The following is a 24,911-nucleotide window of genomic DNA, read 5'->3' as shown; positions in this document are numbered from 1 at the left end:
TTTTCTATTTACTGTCAATAACTTTTTTGGACAAGAAAAAGGTATTCGCTCAGAAAAAATGGCGAATACCTTATTTTGCAATCGGCTCTGTTAAAAGTTGTTGTTGATTTCCGCTGCAGGAGCTCGCTTTCCGCGGGCGGTCCAGGAGCCTCCTCGTCGCTATCGCTCCTGTGGGGTCTCCTTTAGACACGCTTTTCCCGCAGGAGTCTCGCACCTTCCGTTCCAATCAACAAGTCTTAAATATTAACAGCATGCATTAACACAGCTTTGCAATTAAATTATTATACCTTTATAATCCCGCCTAACCCTTTTACAAGCGTAGATACTTGATTAACAGCATTCATCATTTGCCCTGCCGTATTCATCATTTTATTGAAATCGATTGAGCCGTCTTGTGATTTAAATGAATTTAATATGGATTGAACATTTGACGTCTGTTTCGGAATAAATGACTGCTTAGGATATGGGTTCATCATTGAATTTGAATAATATGGATGTTGAGAGTTTGAGAGTTGCTGGCCTGTTTCCGGATCTAATGGGTTTTGAAAAATGCTTTGTGAATAATTGTTTTTCCCCTGCATACCCTGCTGCTGTATCGGGTAACCGCCCATTGGATATTGGTTTGGCACATACCCTTGTATTGGTTGATTTGGATAAGCATTGGGGTACATATTCTCACTTCCAAATGAAAATGGCTGGTAATAAGGACTATTGAAGGATCCCATATTCCCTGAAGGAGTTGGATAATAAGGATGCTGCATCTGCCTCCAATTGTTTTGGTTCATTCCGAATTCCATTTGGGTTAGGTAAGGCGGGTAATATTGACTTCTATGAAGATTGGCTCTATTTCCTTTTCGGCCAAACATGGGGAACATCCTCCTCTTTCTGTTGACAATATAACAAGGAAATCATTACTACATATTTTATGATCGTTCAGCCCATATTGTGAGTAAGTTGGAAACGTTTACAAATTGTCTAAGAATGAAGAAACATGTCGGAAGTCTAAAAATTTTAAAAATATAGAACAGCAAAGTTTTTATGATAGGATATTTAAAAAGAAATGAAAATATGTGCAGTAAGTTTTCGTTTTTTGCTTGTGAGAATCAGCAAAAACGAAAGAATTAATAGGGAGGGAAATTTGCATGAATGTTCACGAACTTACAATGAAATTTCTTCAAATGCGGAATTATAGTCCTGAAAATGTAAACGAATTACTTGATTTTACGAAGAAGGCTTATATTCATAACGATATTTGTATTACCGATTATCGTAAGCTTGTTCGTGAACTAGAAGCTCAAGGAGCAGAGGTTCCAGATTTCCTTAAAAGCACATAGACTAAAGATTTTATAAAAAATGCTGTACAAGTTATTGGATACATTTTTAATAAGCAGCCCTCTCGTCTCTCATTGTAAGCTGGGAGGGCTCATTTTTTCTTTTAATGCCTCAAGAAGTTGATTTAGCACGTATATAGAGGATGTAATAAGATTAATAAACCTAGTCTTGCTTGTTTCAGGAAAAAAAGCCTGAACAGATATTGTTCCTATATGCTCATGTGTAGATTCAATCTGTTGAATATACAAGTTTTTTGGTCGATTAATTGCAATCCAATCTGCTGCTTTACTCTTCCACACATCATTTATTTGTTTCACTTCATCTGCAAATGGTTTAACCTCTGCATAAAAGTCACCAGATTTTCCAGATTCTCTTGCCATTGCATATCGTTCAGACATCGCAGAAATATAATTTAATAATGTATTCGTCAATGAGATAAGCTCATTTTGATCAATCATTCGCTCTTCAGCTCCATGTTGCTATATGTTAGCAAAAATAAAAGTAGCTAATGTATCCAGCTACTAATCATCGACCTTATTTTAGTGTAATTTATATCCGAGTTCAAGCTTAATGCCTGGTGAACGCTGAAAGGTTTCCTTATCCGCTGGTTTATTTCCGTTTACCTGACGCATAGTCTCCCTCTCGAGCAGATCCAACTTACTATCACACACTGATAATTGATCTGTATATTGATCTTGCCAATGATTACGAATACTAGAAAAGTTAGAATCAAGAACATTTTCTAATTCCTCAAGCTGCTGATAAATTTCCGATAGCATATTGACTAATTCCTCTTTTGCGTTCGTATTCTTTTTCATTTATTTGCCCTCCTTATTTATCGTAAAATACATAAGATTTTATTTCTGTGCTGTACTCTATTCGCCCTCTATTTATCCATTCCTTCACGGTTGACAAAACTAGAAGAGATTCGTCAAAGTAAGTAGATTTTTTTAATGAGCTGGTTTGCCTTTCGACATTTTCCATCGTATGGAATACTTTTTACTGAACACACTAAATAACGGAGGTGCCTATTATGAATAAAAATGAAAAACATTCAAAGAACGGGTCAAAAAAGCAGGAAGAAACAAAAACTGGATACGGCAATAAAAAACTAGAAGGTCCAGATCGTCCTTCAACTTAATAAATGAGTTTTGGAAATAAAAAAAGGAAATCATCCAATTTTTGGAGGTTTCCTTTTTTAGTCCTTCACTATATTTATTAATGTTATCACCTGTTGGATATGCGCCTGCTTATCCAAATACCATTCTGTAATATCAAAAGGGTTAATATGTTTTACCTCCTCTCTTAGCCATTTTCTTTTCAAACGTTTTTTCTTTGACCAATCTTCTTGATAATGTCTACGATGTTTAATTATTGGGTATGTACAGCGTAGGAATGGTGTCGTCCTTCGTGGCCTTTTTTTAAAATAATATTCATAATCATATCTAGAACCCGTATGAACAGTTTTCTTTGCGAAATGATAAAAGGAAGGATACAGCTCTTGATCAAATAAGATATCTGCAAGGCGTTTGCCAAGATCAATCCTTTTCGTTATCGATTTAAAGCCGTTTACACTGGCTCCATAAAGCACTCCTTCACATGTAGGAAACAAAACAGAGCTGTAATGAAACCAATCTTGAAGGATGAAATGTGGTGTTTGAAAGACTTTCTTTTTGTAAACAGGGTGGTGTATGACCGGATTCTCAATCATGTTTTGTTCATTTATGATTAGTGAAATCATCAGCCTTTTTATTTGTCTATGTTCCCAAAAGACATTCCATTCCTTTTCCATAAACGAAGAAACATGGAAATATCTTAATAAATGAAACATTGGACGATTCTTTTTCGTCGAATATTGATAGAGCAAAAGCTGTGGATAAGCATCTTGAAAAATGAGCCAATTGGCACGCTCATATGTTAAAAATAGTTTCTTCCGTAGTTTTTTGTTTATTATTTGCGGAAACCATTTTCCTTCCAGGTCGCACATATTCCAGCCTGCATTTCGTGATACCATGCTTGCAAGAAATGACCAAATAATTTCTGGGTGCCGTCTATAATAATGGAAGTAGGCGTTAGTTCTAGAAATATTATCAGCATTATATTTAGTTGTTAATTGTTTGATTTTTTGAATTAATTCCAGCTCTTCTATATTTAGGTGGTTTAAAGATTCTTTTTTCATAAAAAACATTTGTATTCTGCCTCCAAAAAAAGCATATGGCTTAACATTTGCAAATCGGTGCTTTTTATTCAACCAAACATTACGAAGATTTGTTATGATAAGTAATAGCTTGTGAGGTGACACTTATGAAATTCCATTACCCCAACGGCAAGAAATATGTACCAGTACAAAGGGAAATGAGCAAAATTAATAATGAGAAGAAATGGTCTTACAGCAATCGTGGTATGACTTTGGAGGAAGATATAAACGAGACAAATGAATTTTATTTAGCAAATGGAATTGCATCCATTCATAAAAAGCCGACTCCAGTGCAAATTGTCCAGGTGGATTATCCGAAAAGGAGTGCTGCCGTCATTAAGGAGGCCTATTTTAAACAGGCTTCGACTACTGACTATAACGGCGTTTATAAAGGGAAATATATCGATTTTGAAGCTAAGGAAACACAGAATCTTACTTCATTTCCATTAAAAAATTTTCACGAACACCAAATAAATCATATGGAAACGATTCTTAAGCAGAAAGGGATTTGTTTTGTCCTATTAAGATTTTCAGCTACAGAAGAGGTTTATTTGCTTGAGGCTCAGCATTTGCTTATGTTTTGGCAGCGAATGAAAGATGGCGGAAGAAAATCGATTACGAAGGAAGAAATAGAAATGAATGGCTACCACATTCCTTTAGGATTTAACCCGAGAATTGACTATATTAAAAAAATCGATTATCTTTATAACCTTGGATGACTAGTTTAAGAAAAAATTATTAATGGAACATCGTTTACCTACCGTCATCCTTTAAGAAACACTGATTTCAGCATGACGAACATAAAAATTTACCTTCTATTCATCAGAAAGGATGAACATATATGGCAGAGAAATATCAATCAAGAGAGGAGCGCCGAAAGCAGCAAGCTTCAAAGCCTAGCAAAAAAAGTAAGAAATCACCAAAGAGCATGTTTAAACGAATTTTTCTAACTTTGATTGCACTTGGCATTGTCGGCATTCTCGTTGGAGCTGGTACCTTCGCTATGATGGTAAAGGACGCACCTCCACTTGATGAAAAACAGCTAAGGGATCCTATCCCTTCGAAAATATTAGATAAAGATAACAACCTTATTACAGAGATTGGGTCCGAGCGGAGAGAATATGTAAATTATGAGGACATCCCAAAATTAGTTGAAGATGCATTCCTTGCAACAGAGGATGTTCGTTTCTACCAGCACCATGGTATGGATTTTAAGCGTTTGGCTGGTGCTGTAGTGGCAAACTTTACACATGGCTTCGGTTCAGAAGGAGCAAGTACCATTACCCAACAGGTTGTAAAAAACTCATTTCTTAATAAAGATAAAACATTGAGCCGGAAAGCTCAGGAGGCATGGCTTGCTTTTCAGCTCGAACGAAAATATACGAAACAAGAAATCTTCGAAATGTATGTGAACAAGATTTGGATGTCAGAACGCAGTCACGGGGTGTTAACAGCGTCTCATGTTTATTTTGGCAAAGATCTTGATCAGCTGACACTTCCAGAAGCAGCAATGCTTGCCGGAATGCCACAAAGCCCAGAAAATTACAATCCATTTAAACATCCGGATCGGGCTGAAAAAAGACGCAATATCGTATTATCCTTAATGCATCAGCATGGATTTATATCAAAAGAGGAAATGGAAAAAGCACAAAGTGTGCCTGTAGAATCAAGTCTTGTAAAAGAAGAAGATCGTGTACAAAATGATGCTCCATATGATTCATTTGTTGATATTGTTATTGATGAGATTTCTAAAAAGTATCCAGATTTTGACATTTCATCTGATGGATTAACCATTTATACTACATTAGATCGAAACGCACAAGATTATGTGGAGAAAATGTTGAATACAGATGAAGTAATTCAATTCCCGGATGAAGAATTCCAAGCTGGGATTACATTACTTGATACTAAGACTGGTGAAATTCGCGCTATTGGCGGCGGCAGAAATCTTAAAGTAAAACGGGGCTTTAATTTTGCCCAAGATACAAGAAGACAGGCTGGCTCAACTTTTAAGCCAATTATGGACTATGGTCCTGCTATTGAGAATTTAAAATGGGGTACCTATTATACTCTTGATGATAAGCCATACACTTATTCAAATGGAGCTAAAATTAATAACTGGGACCGCAAGCATATGGGACCTATGTCCATGCGTGAAGCATTAGCCCGGTCAAGAAATATTCCTGCCTTACAAGCATTACAAGCTGTAGGACCTGAAAAAGCTAAAGAATTTGCGAACAGCTTAGGTTTCAATATGAATGATGTATTAGAATCCTATTCAATTGGTGCTTATGAGGTTTCGCCACTTCAAATGGCTGGGGCTTATAGTGCTTTTGGAAATAATGGCATCTATACTGAACCTCACTCCATAACAGCAATTGAAATGCGTGATGGTTCCAAAATTGATGTTACTCCTGACTCTAAGCCAGTAATGAAGGATTATACAGCATTTATGATTACAGACATGCTAAAAAGTGTCGTTAAAGATTCTTATGGAACTGGAAAGTTAGCTAATGTTCCAAGCCTTCATGTTGTTGGTAAGACAGGGACAACTAACTATACTCCTAAGGAAATCCAAGACTGGCAAATCCAGAATGGCGGGATTCCTGATGCTTGGTTTACTGGTTATACAACAAACTATACAGCTTCTGTTTGGACTGGATACAAGGATAGGCGAAACTCAATTGCTCCTAAAGATCAAAAATTAGCTCAGCTGCTTTTCAAAAATCTAATGGAGCATGTTTCGCAAGGAAAGGACACACCTGATTTCACGGTACCAAGCAGTGTTGAAAAAGTTGCTATTGAAAAGGGATCTATTCCAGCAAAACGAGCAGGAGAATTTACACCTAAAGACCAAATTATTTATGAATATGCGATAAAAGGAAATGCTCCGACAGAAGTGTCCGAGAAGTTTGATAAACTTGCAGCACCTTCCAATCTAAATGCGGCATATGATGCAGCTGCTAATCAAATTCTTTTAACGTGGGATTATCCAGAAGACACAAAAGATGTTAAATTTGAAGTATCTGCTTCGTTAGATGATGGTTCTAGTCAGATTCTTCAATCCACATCTGATAAAGGTTTAAAACTAGCTGATCCTGTACCAGGAGGCATCTACCATTTTACAGTTACTGCTATTAGAGACGATCAGAAGAGTGACCCTGTTGTTGTAAAAGTCGAGATTCCATTACCCCAATCCAATGATGAAAATTGGAATGATAATGGTCAGGGAAATGAAGATGGGAATTCAAATTGGAATAATCCTGGCCAAGGCAATGGCAATGGTCAAGGGAATGGACAAGGAAACGGACAAGGCAATGGCAATGGCAACGGCCAAGGTCAAGGTGATGGTCAAGGAAATGGTGACGGTGAAAGTGGCGATGGTGACCATACAGATACCAACCCAGTTGTACCCCCTGTAGTCACACCACCTAATACAGGCGGACAATAACGAATACAAAAAAAGCGTCTTAAGCTTCAATGCTTAGACGCTTTTTTTAATACAAGTGCCTTTTCGTAATGTTTATTCATCTCGGTCATTAGTTCAGCTAATACAATAAAAGAATGAAATAAAGAAGGTCTGTGAATGATAAAATCTAGACGATCTGTTATATTAACAGGCTTAATGGCCAATTGATTTATTTCTGACCCATTTTTGAGAATGACAGGCAGACCATTTGCCCAATAGATGAATTCAAGAAATAGACTTATTCCCTTTTTCATAAGTGGTACTGCCTGAGTAACTTCCCTTTTAGCAAAGAGTAAATCTAACTTCGCTTTTACATTTTGCCATTCTTTGATTAGAGCAGGAATGCTTTGTTCTTGAATATCCCATGGTTTTAATGCTTGTATACCCGAATAAAATGCTGCCTCATAAAGAAATGGGGTGGACGTATTTAATTCCTTCAAAGCTTCCGTATCTGTCATCATTTTTTCATTGTCAGAAAAGAAAAATGCATGATGGAGTTGCTGAGGAATAATGAGTTCCATATTATTCTTCATTCCCTCTTTTCCCCTTCATTCTTTTTTTTCCTTCTCTGCATAGTTCAAGCAATGGGCAATTTTCACACTGAGGATTTTGTGCTTTACAATGGTATCTTCCAAAGAAAATTAATCGATGATGAGTAACAGACCACTCATCCATTGGAACCTTCCTCATTAGCGTTTTTTCAACCTCGAGTACTGAATCTTTCCAGCGGCATATTCCTAATCTTTTACTTACACGCTCTACATGGGTATCAACAGCTATCGCAGGTACGCCATATGCTACTGAGACGACCACATTTGCTGTTTTTCTACCAACACCGGGAAGCTTCGTCAATTCATCTCGGTCTTGGGGAACCATTCCATTATATTCATCTAAAAGGATACGACATAGTTTTTGAATATTATTCGCTTTATTTCTGTATAATCCAATAGACCTAATATCCCCTTGGAGCTCCTCTAAAGGAACATTAAGATAGTCTTCAGGTGTTTTATACTTTTGAAATAAGTTTTTAGTTACCTTGTTTACCAGTACATCTGTGCATTGAGCAGATAAAGCTACTGCAATAACTAATTCAAATGGATTAGAATGATTTAGTTCGCAATGCGCATCTGGAAACATTTCTCCTATTTTATCAAGGCAGTATCTAATTTGACTATTATTCAACAACTTCACTCACCACTTAAAATATATTTACAATTATTGCTCTAACCAGTTATAAAAAGGAATAGATTTCCCCTTTTGTTCGTTGCGATCATTTATAGCAGCTCTTTGTGGCTGCTGGTTTTGTCTGAATTTCTTCCCGTAGCTTTTCGCCTGTTCAATCGTTTTAATTCCGTTCTTCTTCCACTCGAAAAGGATTCGGTCAATATATCTAAAATTTAATTTGCCAGACATAACAGATTCCCTCAATGCAGCTTTAATAATATGAGGATCGTGGTGATCATCATCCATCCATAATGCCAATGTTTCACATTCAAAAGGAGACAATGGCCGGCCGAATTCTTGCTCAAAGCAAGTGTATAAATCGGTTTCTGTTTGCTGCGTAACCATTGATGCTTCATATTTTTCTTTCATTAAAAATAATTCGATAAGCTTTTCCCATAATGGATCCATATTATATAGTTCATGGCGAATTCCTTCTGTGGAATACGTTTCTTTAATCTCAATCAAACCTTTTTGAATTAATTTTCTTAAAATTGCGGTACACTCTGATACGGATATAGTCATTCCGGAAGAGATTTCAACTGGAGTAGGAAATGAATTTCCTTTTTCGATAAAGGAAATAACATGCAAAAGCAGCACTAGCTCCTGCTCATTCAAATTCATCTCTTTATAATGAGTTAATAAAACTCCAGGGATCGTAATATTTCCTTCCTGGAGCCACTTTAACATACTTGTTTTCGACATTCCTCACACCTCCATTTCAGTATATCATGAACATTCTCTTTGTAGTAAGGAGAATAACAGGTAACATTTCCTTCATATTTGTCTTGACTTTAAATAAGGCTGTATTCGCAAAGTTTGTTGTTTTTGGTAATGAATACTGAACCGTTCCTTTCCGCTACGGGCACTTGCTTTCCGTGGGGAGGAAGTCGAGCCTCCTCGACGTTCCGTCTGTGGGGTCTCGCCTTTTCCTCTATCACCCACAGGAGTCAAGCGCCCTTCGCTCCAATCCACTCTGCATCTCCAATGTTAAAAGCAACAATCCTTTAGAAAACAGCTTTAAATAAAAATAACTAGCTATCTTTGCTGAATAATATAAAGCTTAGATAAAGGTAAATAGAAAAAGGAATCGCTTTATTGGCGATTCCTCCATGGAATTATTTTCATTATGGATAAAGTCTGTTTAATAAACGTGGGAATGGGATTGTTTCACGAACATGTTCTACTCCGCTAATCCAAGCTACTGTTCTTTCAAGACCTAATCCGAATCCTGAGTGAGGAACAGAGCCATATTTGCGAAGCTCTAAATACCAGCCGTATGCATCCATGTCTAAGTTATGCTCTTCTAAGCGCTGTTTTAATAAATCGTAATCATGAATACGTTCAGAACCACCAATGATTTCGCCGTAGCCCTCTGGAGCAATCAAATCTGCACAAAGAACAACATCTGAACGGTTCGGATCAGGCTGCATGTAGAAAGGCTTTAACGATGTTGGATAATGAGTAATGAAAACTGGTTTATCATAGCTTTCAGCGATAGCTGTCTCATGTGGAGCACCGAAATCATCTCCCCATTGTACATCTGTGAATCCTTTTTCATGCAAGAACTTAATAGCTTCATCATACGTAATACGCGGGAAAGGAGCCTTAATTTGTTCTAGCTTAGAAGTATCACGGCCCAACGTATTCAGTTCCAATTTGCAATTTTTTAATACTGACTGAACGATGTGCGAAACAAAGTTTTCTTGAAGCTGTAAGCTGTCTTCATGTTCAAAGAAAGCCATCTCAGGTTCAATCATCCAAAATTCAATTAAATGACGGCGTGTTTTTGATTTTTCCGCGCGGAAAGTAGGACCAAAAGAGAATACTTTTCCTAATGCCATTGCAGATGCTTCCATATATAATTGTCCACTTTGAGAAAGATAAGCATCTTCATCAAAATATTTCGTATGGAATAATTCTGATGTTCCTTCAGGAGCACTGCCTGTTAGGATTGGCGGATCAATTTTCACAAAGCCTTGCTCATTATAAAATTCATAAGTAGCACGAATAATCTCATTACGGATTTTCATTACAGCATGCTGACGGCGAGAACGCAGCCATAGATGACGGTTATCCATTAAGAACTCTGTACCATGTTCTTTTGGAGTAATTGGATAATCTGTTGCAGCATGAATAACTTCGATTCCTGTAACCTGTAATTCAAAGCCGAATGGAGAACGTTCATCCTTTTGGACTTTCCCAATTATGTAAAGAGAAGATTCTTGAGTAACAGATTTTGCTGTTTGAAATACTTCCTCCGGCACATCACTCTTAACAACAACACCTTGAATAAAGCCTGTACCATCACGAAGCTGAAGAAACGCAATTTTTCCGCTTGAGCGTTTATTTGCTACCCAAGCACCGATTTTTACTTCTTGATCAACATATTTGTAAACTTCAGATATAGTTGTCTTTACCAATTAAATTCCCTCCAAAAACTTGCAAATCACTTATACATCTCACTTATTATACCTTTTTAGCTATAGGACAAGCAACAAAGAAAAGTTCCAAACCCTTTAAGTAAAACAAGCAGCTGAAATGTTCAGCTGCTTGTTTTACTTATTTCATTTTCTTTTCTACAAATTGATGGATCCGATCTACAGCTTTTTCTAAAAGGTCTAATGAAGTCGCATATGATAAACGAATATTATTTGGCGCACCGAAGCCTGACCCCGGAATAACAGCAACCATTGCTTCTTCAAGCAATGCTGTAGAAAATTCATCAACATTATTGAAACCTGTTAACTCTGCTGCCTTCTTAACATTTGGGAATAGATAGAATGCACCTTGAGGCTTAATACAAACAAAACCAGGAATAGCAATTAACTTTTCATAAATAATATTTAGACGCTGTTCAAAGGCATCTTTCATTTCATGCAGCATTTCCTGTGAGCCAGCATATGCAGCAATAGCTCCGTACTGTGCAGTTGTTGTCGGGTTAGACGTGCTATGGCTAGCCAGGTTTGTCATTGCCTTAATAATTTCAGTATTTCCAGCAGCATATCCAATTCTCCAGCCAGTCATTGAGTGAGATTTGGACACACCATTGATTACGATTGTCTGCTCCTTTAATTGAGGAGAAATTTGCGCAATTGACACATGCTTATTGTCTCCATATACTAATTTCTCATATATTTCATCTGATACAATTAGAATATTTGCCTTTAAGCAAACTTCCCCTAATGCCTTTAATTCATCTTCAGAATAGAGCATCCCAGTCGGATTGCTTGGTGAATTAATGATCACTGCTTTCGTTTTATCAGTGATTGCTTCTTTTAGTTGTTCCGGTGTAATTTTGTACTCATTTTCCTCTTTGCCTTCAATATATACAGGCACTCCATCAGCTAATTTTACTTGCTCTGGATAGCTGACCCAATATGGAGTTGGAATTATCACTTCATCGCCTTCATCAAGAATAGCTTGGAACAGCGTGTAAAGGACATGCTTTGCACCGCTTCCAACAATTATTTGACTTGGTTCGTAATCAATACCTTGGTCAATTTTAAACTTATTAACAATTTCTTTTTTCAAAGCGGGCAGTCCAGCTGATGGCGTATATTTCGTATGACCCGCATTCATGGATTGAACGGCTGCATCAATAATATGCTGTGGTGTATTGAAATCAGGCTCCCCTGCCCCTAAGCCAATCACGTCAAAGCCTTGTTCCTTTAATTCTTTTGCTTTTGCTGTTATTGCAAGTGTTGTTGATGGGGTTAATGCTTTAACTCTTTGCGCTAATTGAAAGTTCATTTACTCTTCCTCCACTCCATATATACCTATTGAGATTGGAATTCAATTATAAATTCTCAATCTTTTTAAGCCACTCACCTGATTTAAAATCTACATAATAATAATTTATTAAATCCCCGTCAGTTCGATAATAAATTTCCCATAATGGGATATTTTTTTCCATTCCGAGGCGAACAGAAATTATTTCTTTTGGATGTTTTTCTTCCTTAAGCTTATTTATTGCGTCTTCTTTAGAAACTCCATCTGAAACTTTTCGCACTATTATTTGTCCTTCTTTTTCAGGTATCCAAACATAGATATTTGTTCCAGATCGATTTTTTCCTTTCACAATATAATAAGTTTCCTGCCCATGGTAAACTTTAAAATCTTTTGCTTTCTCAAGCCTTGTCTCTTTCATTGCTCTTTCAATTGCTATGGTCTCTGCTGCTTTTAATGGCTTAACAGCGTTTTGATAAACAATAATCCCCGAAACTAAAATAACTGAAAATATCAATAAACATATAATAATTACTTTTTTCACATTTGTCACTCTACTTATGTACGATATATTGAAAAAATCGCTTTATTTTGATCTTCCCTATCAAGAGCCAATCCGAACATTAAGTCTTTTTCTTTTAATGTTCTGTTTAATGCATCAACAATTTTGTATAAATCTGGACTCATCTGAATCTTAACTGTTGATAAAACTTCAATTTTGCTTTCCATACTGGAATTCCTCCTCAGGCACAACAATATTTGTAACTAATACAGAAGAACATATAGGATAAACTATATGTACGTTACAATTTTAACCTTTAATTATCAGTATAACAGCTACAGTAAATAGCTTGAATAAAAAATTTCTTCTAATCCACAAACGTCACTTAGCTGCGCCTTACATGGACGCAGCTTTTTTTACATAGTGCGATTAATTAAATGAATCATCCCATTAATATCACTTTTTATTAATGGAATCTCTGGAATCGATTGTAAAAAAGCTTGACCATATTTTGTCGTTACCAATCTCCGGTCAAAAATAACAATATATCCCCGATCATTTTTCGTCCTAATTAATCTTCCAAATCCTTGTTTAAAGCGGATAATAGCTTCCGGTAGAGAGTAATCAGAAAATGGATTGCCTCCATCCCGTTTAATTTGATCACATTTCGCTTCAGTAAAAGGCTCATCAGGAGGTGAAAACGGAAGTCTAACTATAATTAAACAAGTTAAATCTTCCCCCGGTATGTCGATTCCTTCCCAAAAGCTGTTTGTTCCTAACAATATCGCTTTATCAAATTTTTGAAAATTACGTGTTAGCCTTGATCTGCTTCCACTCGATACCCCTTGTGCAATAATAGCATAATCATCTAAAAACCCAGATTCTTTAATGAGTTCATATGTTTTTTTGAGCATCTCATGAGAGGTAAACAAAATCAGCATCCTTCCCTTAGTTGCCTCAGCTATCGATATGATGTGTTCACTAATAGCTGTAACATACTCTTCAAGAGAAACTTGGTTCACTTCCGGTAAATCATCAGGAATAATTAGTTTCACTTGCTCATCATAATTAAAAGGGGATTGTATTCGGTCCAATGTACAATCAGAGAGCTCGAGTCCTAATTCATTCAGCATATAGCTGAAGGATTTTTTTACCGACAAAGTAGCAGAAGTAATAACCACTGATTCTTTTTTATTGAAAAATTCCCCTCTTAAAAATTGCCCTGAATGAACAGGCTGTGAGTAGACGGTTGTTGCATTTTGCATAGATCTTACATCCATATCAACCCAAGTGACATTATCTTCTTCAGGCATCAAGAATATATTTCTAATTGCAGCTGTAATCTTCTTTAATTCTTCATTTACGGAAACAAGCTCTTCCAAAAAGGATTTTTCCCTGGCTGTTAATTGATCCTTAAAAGAACTGATAAAATCAAATCGCTTTTCTAAAGCTCCTGACAAATCTTTTAAAAGAAATAAAAACCTCTCGGCACTTGTTTTCATCGCCCGATATTCCTCACTAGTGTCAATATGGGAAAAACGGCTGCTGATTCGATTAAAACCTTTTTTATTTTTTGATTTCTTTTTGGCAAACAAACCAATAATTTTAAACAAATCGTCCATTTCGAAAACAAGTTCTCCAACCATTCTATTCATTTCAAATGAATGGATAAGCCGGTCGTCCTTCTTCTCTGCACCGTCTATGATTTGCTCGAGTTTATACAACAATTGTTTTTGCTCCATCGCACCAATTCTGCCTAGTAAATAACGAGTAGTTAAGTAATCAAAGGAAAATCCGAAATGCTGCCCGGAAACCTTCACAAGTTGATGTCCCTCATCAATAACAACTTGACTATAATTTGGCAAAATTTTGTTACTTGACACTAAATCTGTTAACAGTAACGAATGATTGGTGATGATGAGATTTGCGTTCATTGCAGCCTTTCTTGCACGCATATAATAATCTCTTGAAAGCCAAGTTTTATTTTGGAGAAATGTCGCTTCATCGTTTTTTATTTTATTCCAAAATAGCAATCCCCCACTGGACAAATTAATTTCATCGATATCACCAGTGGCTGTTTCTGTCAGCCACACAAGAATCTGCATTTTAGTCAGGATTGTATCGTAATTATCATCAATGTCCTTTAAGGTTTGCTCAAATTTCGCCAAACTAACATAATGACTTCTTCCCTTGAGCAAAACTGCCTTTATTGGGAAAGGAAGCATCTTCTTTAATTTAGGGATATCATTAGAGAGAAGCTGCTCCTGCAGCTGTGTTGTATATGTACTAATGATAACCGTCTGCCCAGTTTGTGAACCATAAATTGCCGCCGGGAGTAAATAGGCTAAAGATTTTCCGACACCTGTCCCTGCCTCAATTAAGGCATGCTTCTTTTGTTTAAAAGCTCTATAAACTGAGTCCATCATGGAAAATTGACCTAAACGAATTTCATAATTGGGAAATGCTTTTTTAAAAAGCTCAGCTTTAGCTGTTTGTTCGTCTGGATAATTTACTTCTTCGATAAATTCCGTGTTACTTTGTTCTGATGCTCTTTTAAGGGCTATACCTCTATGAACTTCTATATTCTCCTGTATTTCTTCAACAGTTGATTCTTTCTTTGTAATAATGGCATCCATTAAAATATCCAAATCACTTTTTAATCCGCCAGCAAGTTTATGAATTTGCTTAATAGTACAAAGAGGCAGGTTTTCAAGCCGTTCTAAAAGAAGCAATAAAAGCTCAGCCGTAACGTAAGCATCACTGTCAGCCTGGTGTGGACGTTCATGATGGATTCCTGCCTTAAGAGCTAACTCCGATAATTGATAGCTATCTGCAGTCGGCATAAGGACTCTAGCAAGCTCAACTGTATCCAAAACGGGGCCATAAAACCCATTATACCCAGCCTCAATTAATTCCTCCTGCAAAAATGAAAGATCAAACAGAACATTATGCGCAACAAAATAAGCGTTCTCTAAAAGCATAAGAACTTTTGGAGCAATTTCAGAAAAATCAGGGGCATCCTTAACAATCTCATCGTCCAGCCCTGTCAGCTCTTCAATAAAAGGAGGAATTGGCTGTCCTGGATTCACAAATGAGGAATATTCTTCAGTAATCTTTCCGTTTTCTATGACAACAGCAGCAAATTGAATTATTTTATCGCCCTTTTTCGGGGCATTCCCTGTTGTTTCCAAATCTATCACAACGTATTTATTACACATTACTTTATACACCTCTAACATTCAGTCAATCAAACGGTATCATAAAAACGGAAAAAGAAAAAGAAATAATGCCCTGTCATTATGTATTTTGAGCCATTTTCACCATTATTAACGCCATATTCGGAAATGAACCCTGATATTTCCAAACATCTATTATCTAGGGCAAAAAGACTGACTCGGTTTGTCACCGGTCAGCCTTCATAAAATTATTTATATTTTTCTAAATTACAGTTCTTTCTGGCTCTCTATTTATCATTTCCTTAATTCGATTATTTTCATCCATGATAGCCACTTTTGGCTGATGCATTGAAACCTTTTCCTCAGCAACTAAAGCATATGAAATGATAATAACAATATCTCCTTCTTGCACAAGCCGGGCAGCAGCTCCATTTACACAGATCACACCGCTGCCTCTTTCACCAGGTATGATATATGTTTCAAATCTTGCTCCATTATTATTATTAACAATCTGTACCTTTTCATTAGGAAGCATGCCAACTGCATCAATAATATCACTATCAATTGTAATGCTGCCAACATAGTTCAGATTTGCTTCTGTCACAACAGCTCTATGAATTTTGCCATTCATCATGGTGCGAAACATGATGTATCCCCCTTAAGTATTAAGAATAAGATTATCTATCAGACGTACTCTTGTAAATTTCACTGCCAAGGCAATGATTATTTTTCCTTCAATACGGTCAATCTCTTTCAGATTTGGATATGAATATATTTCTATATAATCAACTGTTCCACTCGTATTTTCAGAAATTATGTTACGTATAATATCTGTTATAATTACTGGGCTTCTTTCACCCTCATCGATCATTTTTCTAGCTTCTTGTAGACTTTTGTACAGCACTGGTGCTTGTTCTCGCTCTTCAGGGAGCAGATTGACATTACGCGAACTTTTAGCGAGTCCATCCTCTTCCCTTACAATATCAACCGGAACAATTTTTATTGGAAAATGAAAGTCATTTACTAGCCCTTCAACAATTGCTAGCTGCTGCGCATCTTTTTTCCCGAAATATGCGTTATTCGGCTGGACAATATTAAAAAGCTTCGTCAATACGGTTACAACTCCATCAAAATGGCCTGGACGAGATTGCCCGCATAATACATCTGTCCGATCCTTAGCGATTACAGTTACAGACAGTTGGGAAGGATACATTTCATCTACAGATGGAAAGAAAATATAATCGACCCCATGCTCCTCAGCTAATGCCCGGTCACGGTCAAAATCCCTTGGATAAGAGTCTAAATCTTCATTAGGACCGAACTGTAGTGGATTGACGAAAATGCTTAATACTACTGTTTCATTTTCTTTTCGTGCATGATCAATGAGTGTTAAATGACCTTCATGCAAAAATCCCATTGTTGGAACATAGCCAATCGATTTTCCTGAAAGCTTTTCATTAATCATTGTTTGCTGCATATCGTGAATAGTCGTAATTACCTTCATGCTTTCCCTCCGTACAAACTTAAAAGCTCTGTTTCTTTCATCGAGAAACTGTGCTTTTCTTCTGGGAATGTCCCTTGCTTCACTTCTTTTACATAATCACTTAAACCTTGCACCATAGCTTCATTTACATTTGCATACTTCTTAACAAATTTCGGTACTCGGTCAACACCATAGGATAATACATCATGATAAACAAGAACTTGTCCATCTGTACCAATACCTGCACCAATTCCGATCGTCGGGATTGAAATACTATCAGATACTTCCTTGGCGAGCTGTTTCGGCACACACTCCAATACAACTGCAAATGCACCAGCCAGCTCACATTTTTTAGCGTCATCAATTAGTTTACGGGCAGCATCTGCATTTTTCCCTTGAACTTTATAGCCGCCAAGCACACCAACTGATTGTGGTGTCAGTCCTAGATGTGCCATAACAGGGATACCAGCCTTTGTTAGCGCCTCTATACTATCAAGCACTTCATCAGCACCTTCTACTTTCAATGCGTGTGCTCCAGTTTCCTGAATAATTCTTGCGCCGTTGATTAACGTATCACGTACAGACAAGTGATAACTCATAAAAGGCATATCTACAACAATGAATGTATTTGCTGCACCTCTTTTAACTGCCTTGCCATGGTGAATCATGTCTTCAAGCGTAACGGGGATTGTTGAATCATACCCAAGAACGACCATTCCTAATGAATCACCTACTAAAATCATATCAACCCCTGATTTTTCAGCTTGCTTGGCAGCAGGAAAATCATATGCTGTTAAAACAGCAATCTTTTCACCGTTCTCTTTCATTTTCAAAAAATCAGTACTTTGCTTCATCCTAATTCCTCCTTTTTAATTAAGGAAGAGGGTGAAAACCAAAATAAAAATCCTCCTGAAAGCAGAAGGATTCTAGAATACGTCCATTTTATGTCTCATCCCTCTGTCCCGGTCCATTATGGATCTAGGCAGAATATCTTCAATTTTTAGGTGTTCTTTTAAAGTTGGCTAAAAAAATAAATCACCTAAACAAAAACGGTGCAGTTCAACATGAGGATACTGCCCAACTGTTAGTGATATACACTAAACAGTTTTAGTATAGCAAATCAGCACTTACTCTGACTACAAAAATTTTCATTTCAAATCAATGTCTGCAGAATAGATATGGTAGACTTTACCAGTCTCATCTTCAATCATGAGAACACCATCATCCGTAATTCCCATTGCCTTTCCATGAATACTTCCTGTAATTGTCCTTGCTGTTATTATTTTCCCTACGCTTACAGCATAGCTTTCCCACAGAAGTTTTATCGGGTAAAAGCCTTTTTCTAAATAGAGAATATATAAATTCTCTAACTTGCTTAATAATATTTTGACTAAATCCGCTCTTTGAAGCTTTTTACCGCATTCAATAGAAAGAGATGTAGCGATATTATGCAGTTCTTCAGCATAATCCACTAACTGCTGATTCACATTGATGCCTATGCCAATGATGATCGACGTAATACGGTCCGCATCCGCTTGAAGCTCTGTTAATATACCTGTCACTTTCTTCCCGTTAATCAAAATGTCATTTGGCCATTTTATTTGCGGAGAAATTTCAGTAAACTCTTCGATGGCTTGGACAACTGCAACTGCAGTAATTAATGTAAGCTGTGGAGCTTTTGGCGGCGGAAGATTGGGCCGTAAAATGATACTCATCCAAATTCCTGTATACTTCGGTGAATGCCATTTCCGATCCATTCTCCCCCTTCCGAGCAGCTGCTCTTCGGCAATAATGACTGTTCCTTCTGGAGCATCTTCATTTGCAAGACGATGGGCAATTTTCTGTGTAGAATCAACACTCTCTTCATAATGGATATGTCGGCCAAAACATTTTGTCGAAAGCCCAAGTCTAATCTCATCAGCCGTAATCCTTTCCGGAACTTTTGTTATTCTATAGCCTTTTTTTCTTACAGCTTCAAGCTCAAAGCCTTCTTTCCGCAGCTCTTCAATATGCTTCCATACTGCTGTTCTGGAGCAGCCTAACAAGTCAGCTAAATACTGGCCTGATAAATATTCTTCATTATTCATTGTAAAAGCATCGAGCAGTTTCTTTCTTAGCTCTGATTGCACTCTAACAGCCACTCCTTTAATGTTTCCTTGTGATTTATTATTTGTTTATCCAAGACAGCGATTTCAGCTTTTTTCAACATATCTTTGATCCATGGTCCGGGTGCCTTCTGAAACCATTCTTGCAGGTCTGTTCCTGTAACCTGAAGTTCACTGAGTTGTTTAATAGGTAATATCTCAAACACACGCTCTAAATCTTCAATACTTTTGTTAACAGCTTGATCATTCAATACATTATGTATTTTTTCGGTATATTTAACAATTTCGATTCCTGCATCAAAAATTGCTTTATTCGTCCAACTGCAGTTTTTCCTAAAATGAAGCCAGCGAAGGATTTGCACAATTATTTTTATTTTTTTACTCGGGAGCTTCCAGTTTTTTAAGAAATCCGATACCTTCTCAGTCTCTATATTAAATTGAAACAGCAGGAGCCCCCACATTTCTATAGGGGAAAGTTCGCTGCACTCATAATGTTCCATTCTATTTATTCTATCAAAATAAGGCTCCATGCCGGGCAAATATCTTATAAGCCCTGTGTCAGTAAGAGCAAGAAGCGCCTTTAAACGGTTCTTCCCCGCCAATAGCTTTTCAAATTCTGCCAGCTTTCTTTCTATTGATATTTTTTCAAGCAGCGGTGCAGACGCTTTTAATGCCTGATAGGTCGTATTTTCAATTTGAAAATCTAGCTGACTGAAAAAACGAACTGCTCGCATCATTCTTAGTGCATCTTCATGAAAACGATCCTCTGCCCTTCCAACCGTTACGATAGTCCGTTCGTCAATCGCTTTCCTGCCCTGAAATGGATCAATGAAACGCCAGTCCTTATCCATTGCAATGGCGTTCATTGTAAAATCCCGTCGTTTTAAATCTTCGGTTAATGATCGAATGAACTGAACCGCCGATGGTCTTCGAAAATCAACGTATTCAGCCTCTGTTCGAAATGTTGTCACTTCATATGGAATGCTATTAAATAAGACAACAATAGTCCCATGTTCTATCCCTACATCAATTGTTTTAGGAAAGATCCCTCTAATCTCATCTGGTGTGGCTGATGTAGCAATATCAACGTCTGATATTTCCTTATTCAGCAGCAAGTCTCTTACAGAACCCCCAACAAAATAAGCTTGAAAGCCAGCCTCTTCAATTTTTGATAAAAGGGGGAGCGCTTTTAGAAAAGGTTCCTTCAATATACCTCATCCTTTTAAAAGGTTGTAATAAATATTTTCATATTGAGTGACAATAAGCTCCGAGCGGAAGTTTTTATGTGCAGATTGGACTGCCTCTTTTGAAAAGTTATTATGTAGTTCTTCATTAGAAAGCAATTGTATTCCTTTTTCTGCAATGGCTGGAATATCTCCCAGTTCGCATAAAAAGCCATTCTTCCCACAAGAAATAACTTCAGGAATGCCGCCAACATTTGTACCTATACAAGGTACGCCGCAAGCCATTGCCTCAAGAGCAACTAACCCAAAGCTCTCCTTTTCCGAAAGTAACAGCATTAAATCACTAATGGAATATAACTCTTCTAAATTATCCTGTTTACCTAATAACAATACTTTTTCATTTAGGTTTAACATATTAACAAGATTGCAGACGACTGTCATTTCAGGTCCATCTCCGACTAGAAGCAGCTTTGCCGGTACTTTCTCCTCTATACGTGCAAAAGCTTTAACGACATCCTGAACTCTCTTTACTCCACGGAAATTTGAAACGTGTATGACTACTTTTTCATCTTTATGAATTCCATACTCTTCACGCAAGTATGCGGAGTCCGTTTTCTTGTATACTCGTTCGTCTATAAAATTATAAACAACTTCAATCTGTTTTTCTGGTTTAATAAGATCATACGTTTGTTCGGTTAATGAACTTGAAACGGCCGTAACGGCATCAGATTTTTCAATACCAAAACGAATCGCGCCTGTTAAGGAACGGTCATAGCCCAGAACAGTGATATCAGTACCATGCAAGGTTGTTACGATTTTAATATCCCTTTCACTCATTTGTTTAGCAAGAATAGCGCAAACTGCATGCGGAATTGCGTAATGAACGTGAAGTAGGTCTAGTTTTTCCCGCTTAATAACTTCCGCCATTTTACTGGCAAGAGCAATATCATATGGGGGATACTGAAAAACTGAATATTGATTAACCTCTACCTGATGGTAAAAAATATTTGGGTGCATTCTATTTAAACGGAATGGGAGACTTGAAGATATGAAGTGAATTTCATGTCCCTTTTCAGCAAGTTTTTTGCCAAGTTCTGTTGCAATAGCTCCTGATCCTCCAACAGTTGGATAACAAGTAATACCTATTTTTAATTTTGTCTTCATACGTGCTCACCAAACAAATCTGCATTCATTATAAGTGGTTTTTTCCGTTTGAATCCTTCTGCATACTCCACTTCAACTTCCTTGCCAAATAATCTTTCTCTTGCCTCGATCGTTTCAATATACCCGTTTACAAGTGGAGTACTAAAGGTTGATTCATTTTTCATAAATTGACTGCTATACGCCTGCAAACTTTCAATCTTTTTGTCCATATACTGTGATACATCTACTACAAAATCTGGTTCGTGAAAACCATTTATCATATAAAAATAGAGGCTCTTTACTCGATGAGGTTCCACATCTTCTTCAACAGAGAATTTTCTTATTCCTGCTGAAAAAACAGCCTCTTCTACTAGACGGGCACAATGTCCATGGTCTGGATGCCTATCTTGAAAATAAGGAGCAAACACAAGACTTGGCCGATATTTACGAATAATAGCCACTATTTTTTTTATGTATTCTGGATTTGGATACAGTCCTCTATCTGGAAGACTTAGTGTTTCCCTTATGTTAACCCCAAGTATTTCTGCTGCTTTTTTCGCTTCGATTTTTCGTGTTTCGACCGTTCCATTTGAGGAAAGCTCCGCATTTGTCAGATCACAAATTCCAATTTTCTTACCCATATGTACAAATTTTGCAATTGAAGCACCCATGCCAATTTCCACATCATCAGCATGTGCTCCAAATGCAAGTATATCTAGCTTTATTTCAGTCATTCTGGCCACCGCTTTTTCCATAGACAATATTTCTCCAAGATAAATCTCCTCGCTTAAGCCCTTTAATTAAGATTTCAGCTGTTCCCATATTTGTAGCTAACGGGACAGCGTATACATCGCATAAACGCATTAGCGCACTAACATCAGGTTCATGAGGCTGTGCTGTTAATGGATCCCTAAAAAAAATGACAATATCCATTTTATTATTCGCTACTAAAGCACCAATTTCCTGATCTCCACCAAACGGTCCGGATTGGAACCTATGAATATTTAAACCAGTTTCATTGATAATTCTAGTGCCAGTTGTTCCTGTAGCATAAAGGGTGTGCTCGGCTAAAATATCCTTATATGCAGTGGCAAAGCCAACTAGAGCATCCTTCTTTTTATCATGTGCAATTAAAGCTATGTTCATTTTATTGCCTCATTTCTATTCCAAAATGTTTTCAATTCCATAAACGAGAGTATCAATCTTCATAATTGCATCGACAGCAAGCTTCACACCTGACATGAAGGAGGCACGATTATAGGAATCATGACGGATTGTTAACGTTTGGCCTTCTGAACCAAACATAACTTGTTGGTGTGCAATCAGACCTGGCAATCTGACTGAGTGAATATGCATGCCATCAAACTCAGCTCCTCTTGCTCCTTGAATTGTTTCTTTCTCTTCTGGATGACCTTGCTTTTTGGCTTGTCGAACATCAGCAATCATTTCAGCTGTTTTTACAGCAGTCCCAGATGGAGCATCTAGTTTTTGGTCATGATGCAATTCGATAATTTCAACATCACTAAAATACTTTCCAGCCATTTGGGCAAATTTCATCATTAATATTGCCCCTATTGCAAAATTAGGTGCAATTATGCATCCAAGATCTTTTTCGCGGCATAATGCCTCCAGTTCTTGTAGGTTTTCCTTAGAAAATCCTGTTGTTCCTACAACTGGTCTTACCCCGTGTTCTAACGCTGTTTTCGTATGAAGCATTCCAAACTCAGGTGTAGTTAAATCAATAAGGACATCGGCTTCGATTTGCTGAAGGCAATTTCCTATGTCCGTATAAACCGGAACATCTATTCCTGCAAATCCCTCAAAGTCGCTTAACAACCCGCCGTCATTTTTATAATCTACAACAGCTGCAAGCTGATAGCTATCTGTACGCTGAACTAACTGAACTGCTTCTCTCCCCATTCTGCCTCTTGCCCCTGCAATGACAATATTAATTCTATTCATCCACTTTTCCCCCTTGATCATCAATTCTAGTCCAACGATCTTTATCTCGTGTATTAAATTTATTCATGATCATATTATGTGCTGATTCGAGGTCGATATTTAATGAATTGGCTAAGCAAATAAGTACAAAAAGCACATCGCCCATCTCTTCTTCTATTGCCTTTTCTGTCTCTGTTGCTTTTTTCGGCTTTTCGCCATAGCGATGGTTAATCTCTCTTGCAAGCTCGCCAAGTTCTTCTGTTAATCTTGCCATCATCGCAAGGGGACTAAAATATCCTTCTTTAAATTGACCTATGTATGCATCTACTTCTGCCTGAAGTTCTTTCATTGTTTTTCCTTGCACTGTTTACTTTCATCCTTTCCTATATATGAAGGCAAATCTACTTTTTTCCCTTCTTTCATGTTAGCTAAACGAAAGTTCTTTTACAAATATTTTTTATCACAAATAATTCAGTTGCTGTTATTGTTCATGCGAAACTCTCTTGACTTTATCTCCTATTAACGGGCACAATAATTTATGTGAAATTGAGGAAGCGGAGGATTTTTATGCGAATTAAAAACATTTTATTTATCCTATTAGGATCTGCCATCTTTTCATTTGGAATTGTTCACTTTAATATGCAGAATAACCTTTCAGAAGGCGGATTCACAGGGATTACACTACTTTTATACTTTCTATTTAATTGGGACCCATCTTATACAAATCTATTGCTAAACGTTCCGCTTTTTTTTATCGGATGGAAATTACTAGGGAAGACATCCTTTTTATATACAATTCTTGGTACAGTCAGTGTTTCAATTTTTCTATGGATATTTCAGCGCAATCAAATCCATATGCCCCTTAAAGACGATTTAACTTTGGCTGCTTTATTTGCCGGCGTTTTTATTGGGATCGGATTAGGTATTATATTCCGTTTTGGCGGTACAACTGGCGGGGTTGATATTATTGCAAGGCTAGTAAACAAATTCGCTGGAATTAGCATGGGAAGAACGATGTTTACATTTGATGCTGCTGTTATTATTTTATCTCTAATTTTTTATTTAACTTATCAGGAAGCAATGTATACATTAGTAGCGGTTTTTGTTGGTGCAAGAGTGATTGATTTTATACAGGAAGGCGCCTATACCGCTAGGGGAGCTATGATTATTTCTGACTTAAATAATGAAATAGCCAAAAAAATTATGGAGGAAATGGAACGTGGCGTAACGGTGCTCAGAGGCTATGGCTCTTATACGAAAAAAGATCGGGAAGTTTTATATTGTGTCGTAGCAAAAAATGAGATTATCCGTCTTAAAAATGTAATTACCTCTGTCGACCCCCATGCTTTCGTCTCAGTCACAGCTGTACACGATGTATTAGGAGAGGGCTTTACATTAGATGAAAACAAAAAGCCGATAGAACACTAAG

At 37.1% G+C, this 24,911-nt stretch carries 26 protein-coding genes; 4 read left to right on the top strand and 22 right to left on the bottom strand.

The genetic code is table 11. From position 1 onward, the window contains the following. Window positions 1-281: 281 nt before the first annotated feature. Complete coding sequence (locus H0173_RS11925; RefSeq protein WP_260631150.1) at window positions 282-866, bottom strand: YppG family protein; 585 nt, start codon at window positions 864-866, stop codon at window positions 282-284. A gap of 276 nt (window positions 867-1,142) precedes the next feature. On the opposite strand from H0173_RS11925, the gene H0173_RS11920 reads away from it, so the two are divergent. Continuing rightward, window positions 1,143-1,334, top strand: coding sequence for a YppF family protein (locus H0173_RS11920; RefSeq protein WP_221846740.1), 192 nt, complete (start codon window positions 1,143-1,145; stop codon window positions 1,332-1,334). Between the two features lie 69 nt (window positions 1,335-1,403). On the opposite strand, the gene H0173_RS11915 is transcribed toward H0173_RS11920, so the two are convergent. The 3 genes from H0173_RS11915 to H0173_RS11905 all read right to left on the bottom strand — a co-directional run bounded on the left by H0173_RS11915 (window position 1,404) and on the right by H0173_RS11905 (window position 3,520). Next, a complete protein-coding gene (locus H0173_RS11915) occupies window positions 1,404-1,790 on the bottom strand; it encodes a YppE family protein (protein ID WP_221846739.1) in 387 nt (128 codons plus the stop codon). A gap of 81 nt (window positions 1,791-1,871) precedes the next feature. Beyond that, a complete protein-coding gene (locus tag H0173_RS11910) occupies window positions 1,872-2,150 on the bottom strand; it encodes a hypothetical protein (protein WP_221846738.1) in 279 nt (92 codons plus the stop codon). Window positions 2,151-2,530: 380 nt separating this feature from the next. Beyond that, complete coding sequence (locus H0173_RS11905) at window positions 2,531-3,520, bottom strand: DUF2515 domain-containing protein (protein WP_260631149.1); 990 nt, start codon at window positions 3,518-3,520, stop codon at window positions 2,531-2,533. 116 nt (window positions 3,521-3,636) lie between these two features. On the opposite strand from H0173_RS11905, the gene recU reads away from it, so the two are divergent. Both recU and H0173_RS11895 read left to right on the top strand, forming a co-directional pair. Then, a complete protein-coding gene (gene recU, locus H0173_RS11900) occupies window positions 3,637-4,248 on the top strand; it encodes a Holliday junction resolvase RecU (RefSeq protein WP_221846737.1) in 612 nt (203 codons plus the stop codon). A gap of 122 nt (window positions 4,249-4,370) precedes the next feature. After that, on the top strand, window positions 4,371-6,980 hold the full coding sequence (locus tag H0173_RS11895) for a PBP1A family penicillin-binding protein (RefSeq protein ID WP_221846736.1): 2,610 nt from the start codon (window positions 4,371-4,373) through the stop codon (window positions 6,978-6,980). Window positions 6,981-7,006: 26 nt separating this feature from the next. On the opposite strand, the gene H0173_RS11890 is transcribed toward H0173_RS11895, so the two are convergent. The 18 genes from H0173_RS11890 to H0173_RS11805 form a co-directional block, all read right to left on the bottom strand. After that, entirely contained in the window at window positions 7,007-7,531 is a 525-nt protein-coding gene (locus H0173_RS11890; protein ID WP_221846735.1) for a YpoC family protein, read from the bottom strand. Further along, the gene (nth, locus tag H0173_RS11885) at window positions 7,521-8,183 is read right to left on the bottom strand and encodes an endonuclease III (RefSeq protein ID WP_221846734.1); all 663 of its coding nucleotides are present in this window, start codon (window positions 8,181-8,183) and stop codon (window positions 7,521-7,523) included. Before nth ends, H0173_RS11890 begins: the two co-directional genes overlap by 11 nt. Window positions 8,184-8,213: 30 nt before the next feature. After that, the gene (locus tag H0173_RS11880) at window positions 8,214-8,924 is read right to left on the bottom strand and encodes a DnaD domain-containing protein (RefSeq protein WP_221846733.1); all 711 of its coding nucleotides are present in this window, start codon (window positions 8,922-8,924) and stop codon (window positions 8,214-8,216) included. Window positions 8,925-9,346: 422 nt separating this feature from the next. After that, a complete protein-coding gene (gene asnS, locus H0173_RS11875) occupies window positions 9,347-10,642 on the bottom strand; it encodes an asparagine--tRNA ligase (RefSeq protein WP_221846732.1) in 1,296 nt (431 codons plus the stop codon). Window positions 10,643-10,781: 139 nt separating this feature from the next. Then, window positions 10,782-11,972 (bottom strand): pyridoxal phosphate-dependent aminotransferase, encoded by a 1,191-nt coding sequence (locus H0173_RS11870; protein WP_221846731.1) that lies wholly within the window; start codon window positions 11,970-11,972, stop codon window positions 10,782-10,784. Window positions 11,973-12,018: 46 nt separating this feature from the next. After that, window positions 12,019-12,492, bottom strand: a complete 474-nt coding sequence (locus H0173_RS11865) for a cell wall elongation regulator TseB-like domain-containing protein (protein WP_221846730.1) — start codon at window positions 12,490-12,492, stop codon at window positions 12,019-12,021. Between the two features lie 14 nt (window positions 12,493-12,506). Further along, window positions 12,507-12,677, bottom strand: a complete 171-nt coding sequence (locus H0173_RS11860) for a YpmA family protein (RefSeq protein ID WP_221846729.1) — start codon at window positions 12,675-12,677, stop codon at window positions 12,507-12,509. A 189-nt stretch (window positions 12,678-12,866) separates the two neighbouring features. Further along, window positions 12,867-15,668: an ATP-dependent DNA helicase DinG gene (gene dinG / locus H0173_RS11855; protein WP_221846728.1), complete on the bottom strand. Its 2,802-nt coding sequence runs from the start codon at window positions 15,666-15,668 to the stop codon at window positions 12,867-12,869. A 220-nt stretch (window positions 15,669-15,888) separates the two neighbouring features. After that, window positions 15,889-16,272 carry an aspartate 1-decarboxylase gene (gene panD, locus H0173_RS11850; RefSeq protein ID WP_221846727.1) on the bottom strand — a complete coding sequence of 128 codons (384 nt, stop codon included), beginning with the start codon at window positions 16,270-16,272 and terminating at the stop codon, window positions 15,889-15,891. Between the two features lie 12 nt (window positions 16,273-16,284). Continuing rightward, window positions 16,285-17,130 (bottom strand): pantoate--beta-alanine ligase, encoded by an 846-nt coding sequence (panC, locus tag H0173_RS11845; protein ID WP_221846726.1) that lies wholly within the window; start codon window positions 17,128-17,130, stop codon window positions 16,285-16,287. Further along, a complete protein-coding gene (panB, locus tag H0173_RS11840; RefSeq protein WP_221846725.1) occupies window positions 17,127-17,963 on the bottom strand; it encodes a 3-methyl-2-oxobutanoate hydroxymethyltransferase in 837 nt (278 codons plus the stop codon). Before panB ends, panC begins: the two co-directional genes overlap by 4 nt. Window positions 17,964-18,257: 294 nt before the next feature. After that, window positions 18,258-19,238 carry a biotin--[acetyl-CoA-carboxylase] ligase gene (locus H0173_RS11835; protein WP_221846724.1) on the bottom strand — a complete coding sequence of 327 codons (981 nt, stop codon included), beginning with the start codon at window positions 19,236-19,238 and terminating at the stop codon, window positions 18,258-18,260. Further along, on the bottom strand, window positions 19,223-20,422 hold the full coding sequence (locus tag H0173_RS11830) for a CCA tRNA nucleotidyltransferase (RefSeq protein ID WP_221846723.1): 1,200 nt from the start codon (window positions 20,420-20,422) through the stop codon (window positions 19,223-19,225). The genes H0173_RS11835 and H0173_RS11830 overlap by 16 nt, the downstream gene beginning before the upstream one ends. Window positions 20,423-20,428: 6 nt before the next feature. Then, window positions 20,429-21,562, bottom strand: a complete 1,134-nt coding sequence (gene bshA, locus H0173_RS11825; RefSeq protein WP_221846722.1) for an N-acetyl-alpha-D-glucosaminyl L-malate synthase BshA — start codon at window positions 21,560-21,562, stop codon at window positions 20,429-20,431. Further along, window positions 21,559-22,296, bottom strand: a complete 738-nt coding sequence (gene bshB1, locus H0173_RS11820; RefSeq protein ID WP_260631148.1) for a bacillithiol biosynthesis deacetylase BshB1 — start codon at window positions 22,294-22,296, stop codon at window positions 21,559-21,561. The genes bshA and bshB1 overlap by 4 nt, the downstream gene beginning before the upstream one ends. Continuing rightward, a complete protein-coding gene (gene mgsA, locus H0173_RS11815) occupies window positions 22,268-22,687 on the bottom strand; it encodes a methylglyoxal synthase (protein ID WP_221846721.1) in 420 nt (139 codons plus the stop codon). The genes bshB1 and mgsA overlap by 29 nt, the downstream gene beginning before the upstream one ends. A 15-nt stretch (window positions 22,688-22,702) precedes the next feature. Then, entirely contained in the window at window positions 22,703-23,503 is an 801-nt protein-coding gene (dapB, locus tag H0173_RS11810) for a 4-hydroxy-tetrahydrodipicolinate reductase (protein ID WP_221846720.1), read from the bottom strand. Continuing rightward, window positions 23,496-23,846 (bottom strand): nucleotide pyrophosphohydrolase, encoded by a 351-nt coding sequence (locus H0173_RS11805; protein WP_221846719.1) that lies wholly within the window; start codon window positions 23,844-23,846, stop codon window positions 23,496-23,498. Before H0173_RS11805 ends, dapB begins: the two co-directional genes overlap by 8 nt. Before the next feature lie 203 nt (window positions 23,847-24,049). Here H0173_RS11805 and H0173_RS11800 point away from each other — a divergent pair, with 203 nt between their 5' ends. Further along, window positions 24,050-24,910 carry a YitT family protein gene (locus H0173_RS11800; protein ID WP_221846718.1) on the top strand — a complete coding sequence of 287 codons (861 nt, stop codon included), beginning with the start codon at window positions 24,050-24,052 and terminating at the stop codon, window positions 24,908-24,910. Window position 24,911: the final 1 nt, after the last annotated feature.

The sequence above is a fragment of the Bacillus sp. S/N-304-OC-R1 genome, from assembly GCF_019749375.1.
Taxonomy (GTDB): domain Bacteria; phylum Bacillota; class Bacilli; order Bacillales; family Cytobacillaceae; genus Cytobacillus.
Note: the sequence above shows the minus strand (reverse complement) of the source record. Positions and strands in the feature narration are given on the sequence as shown.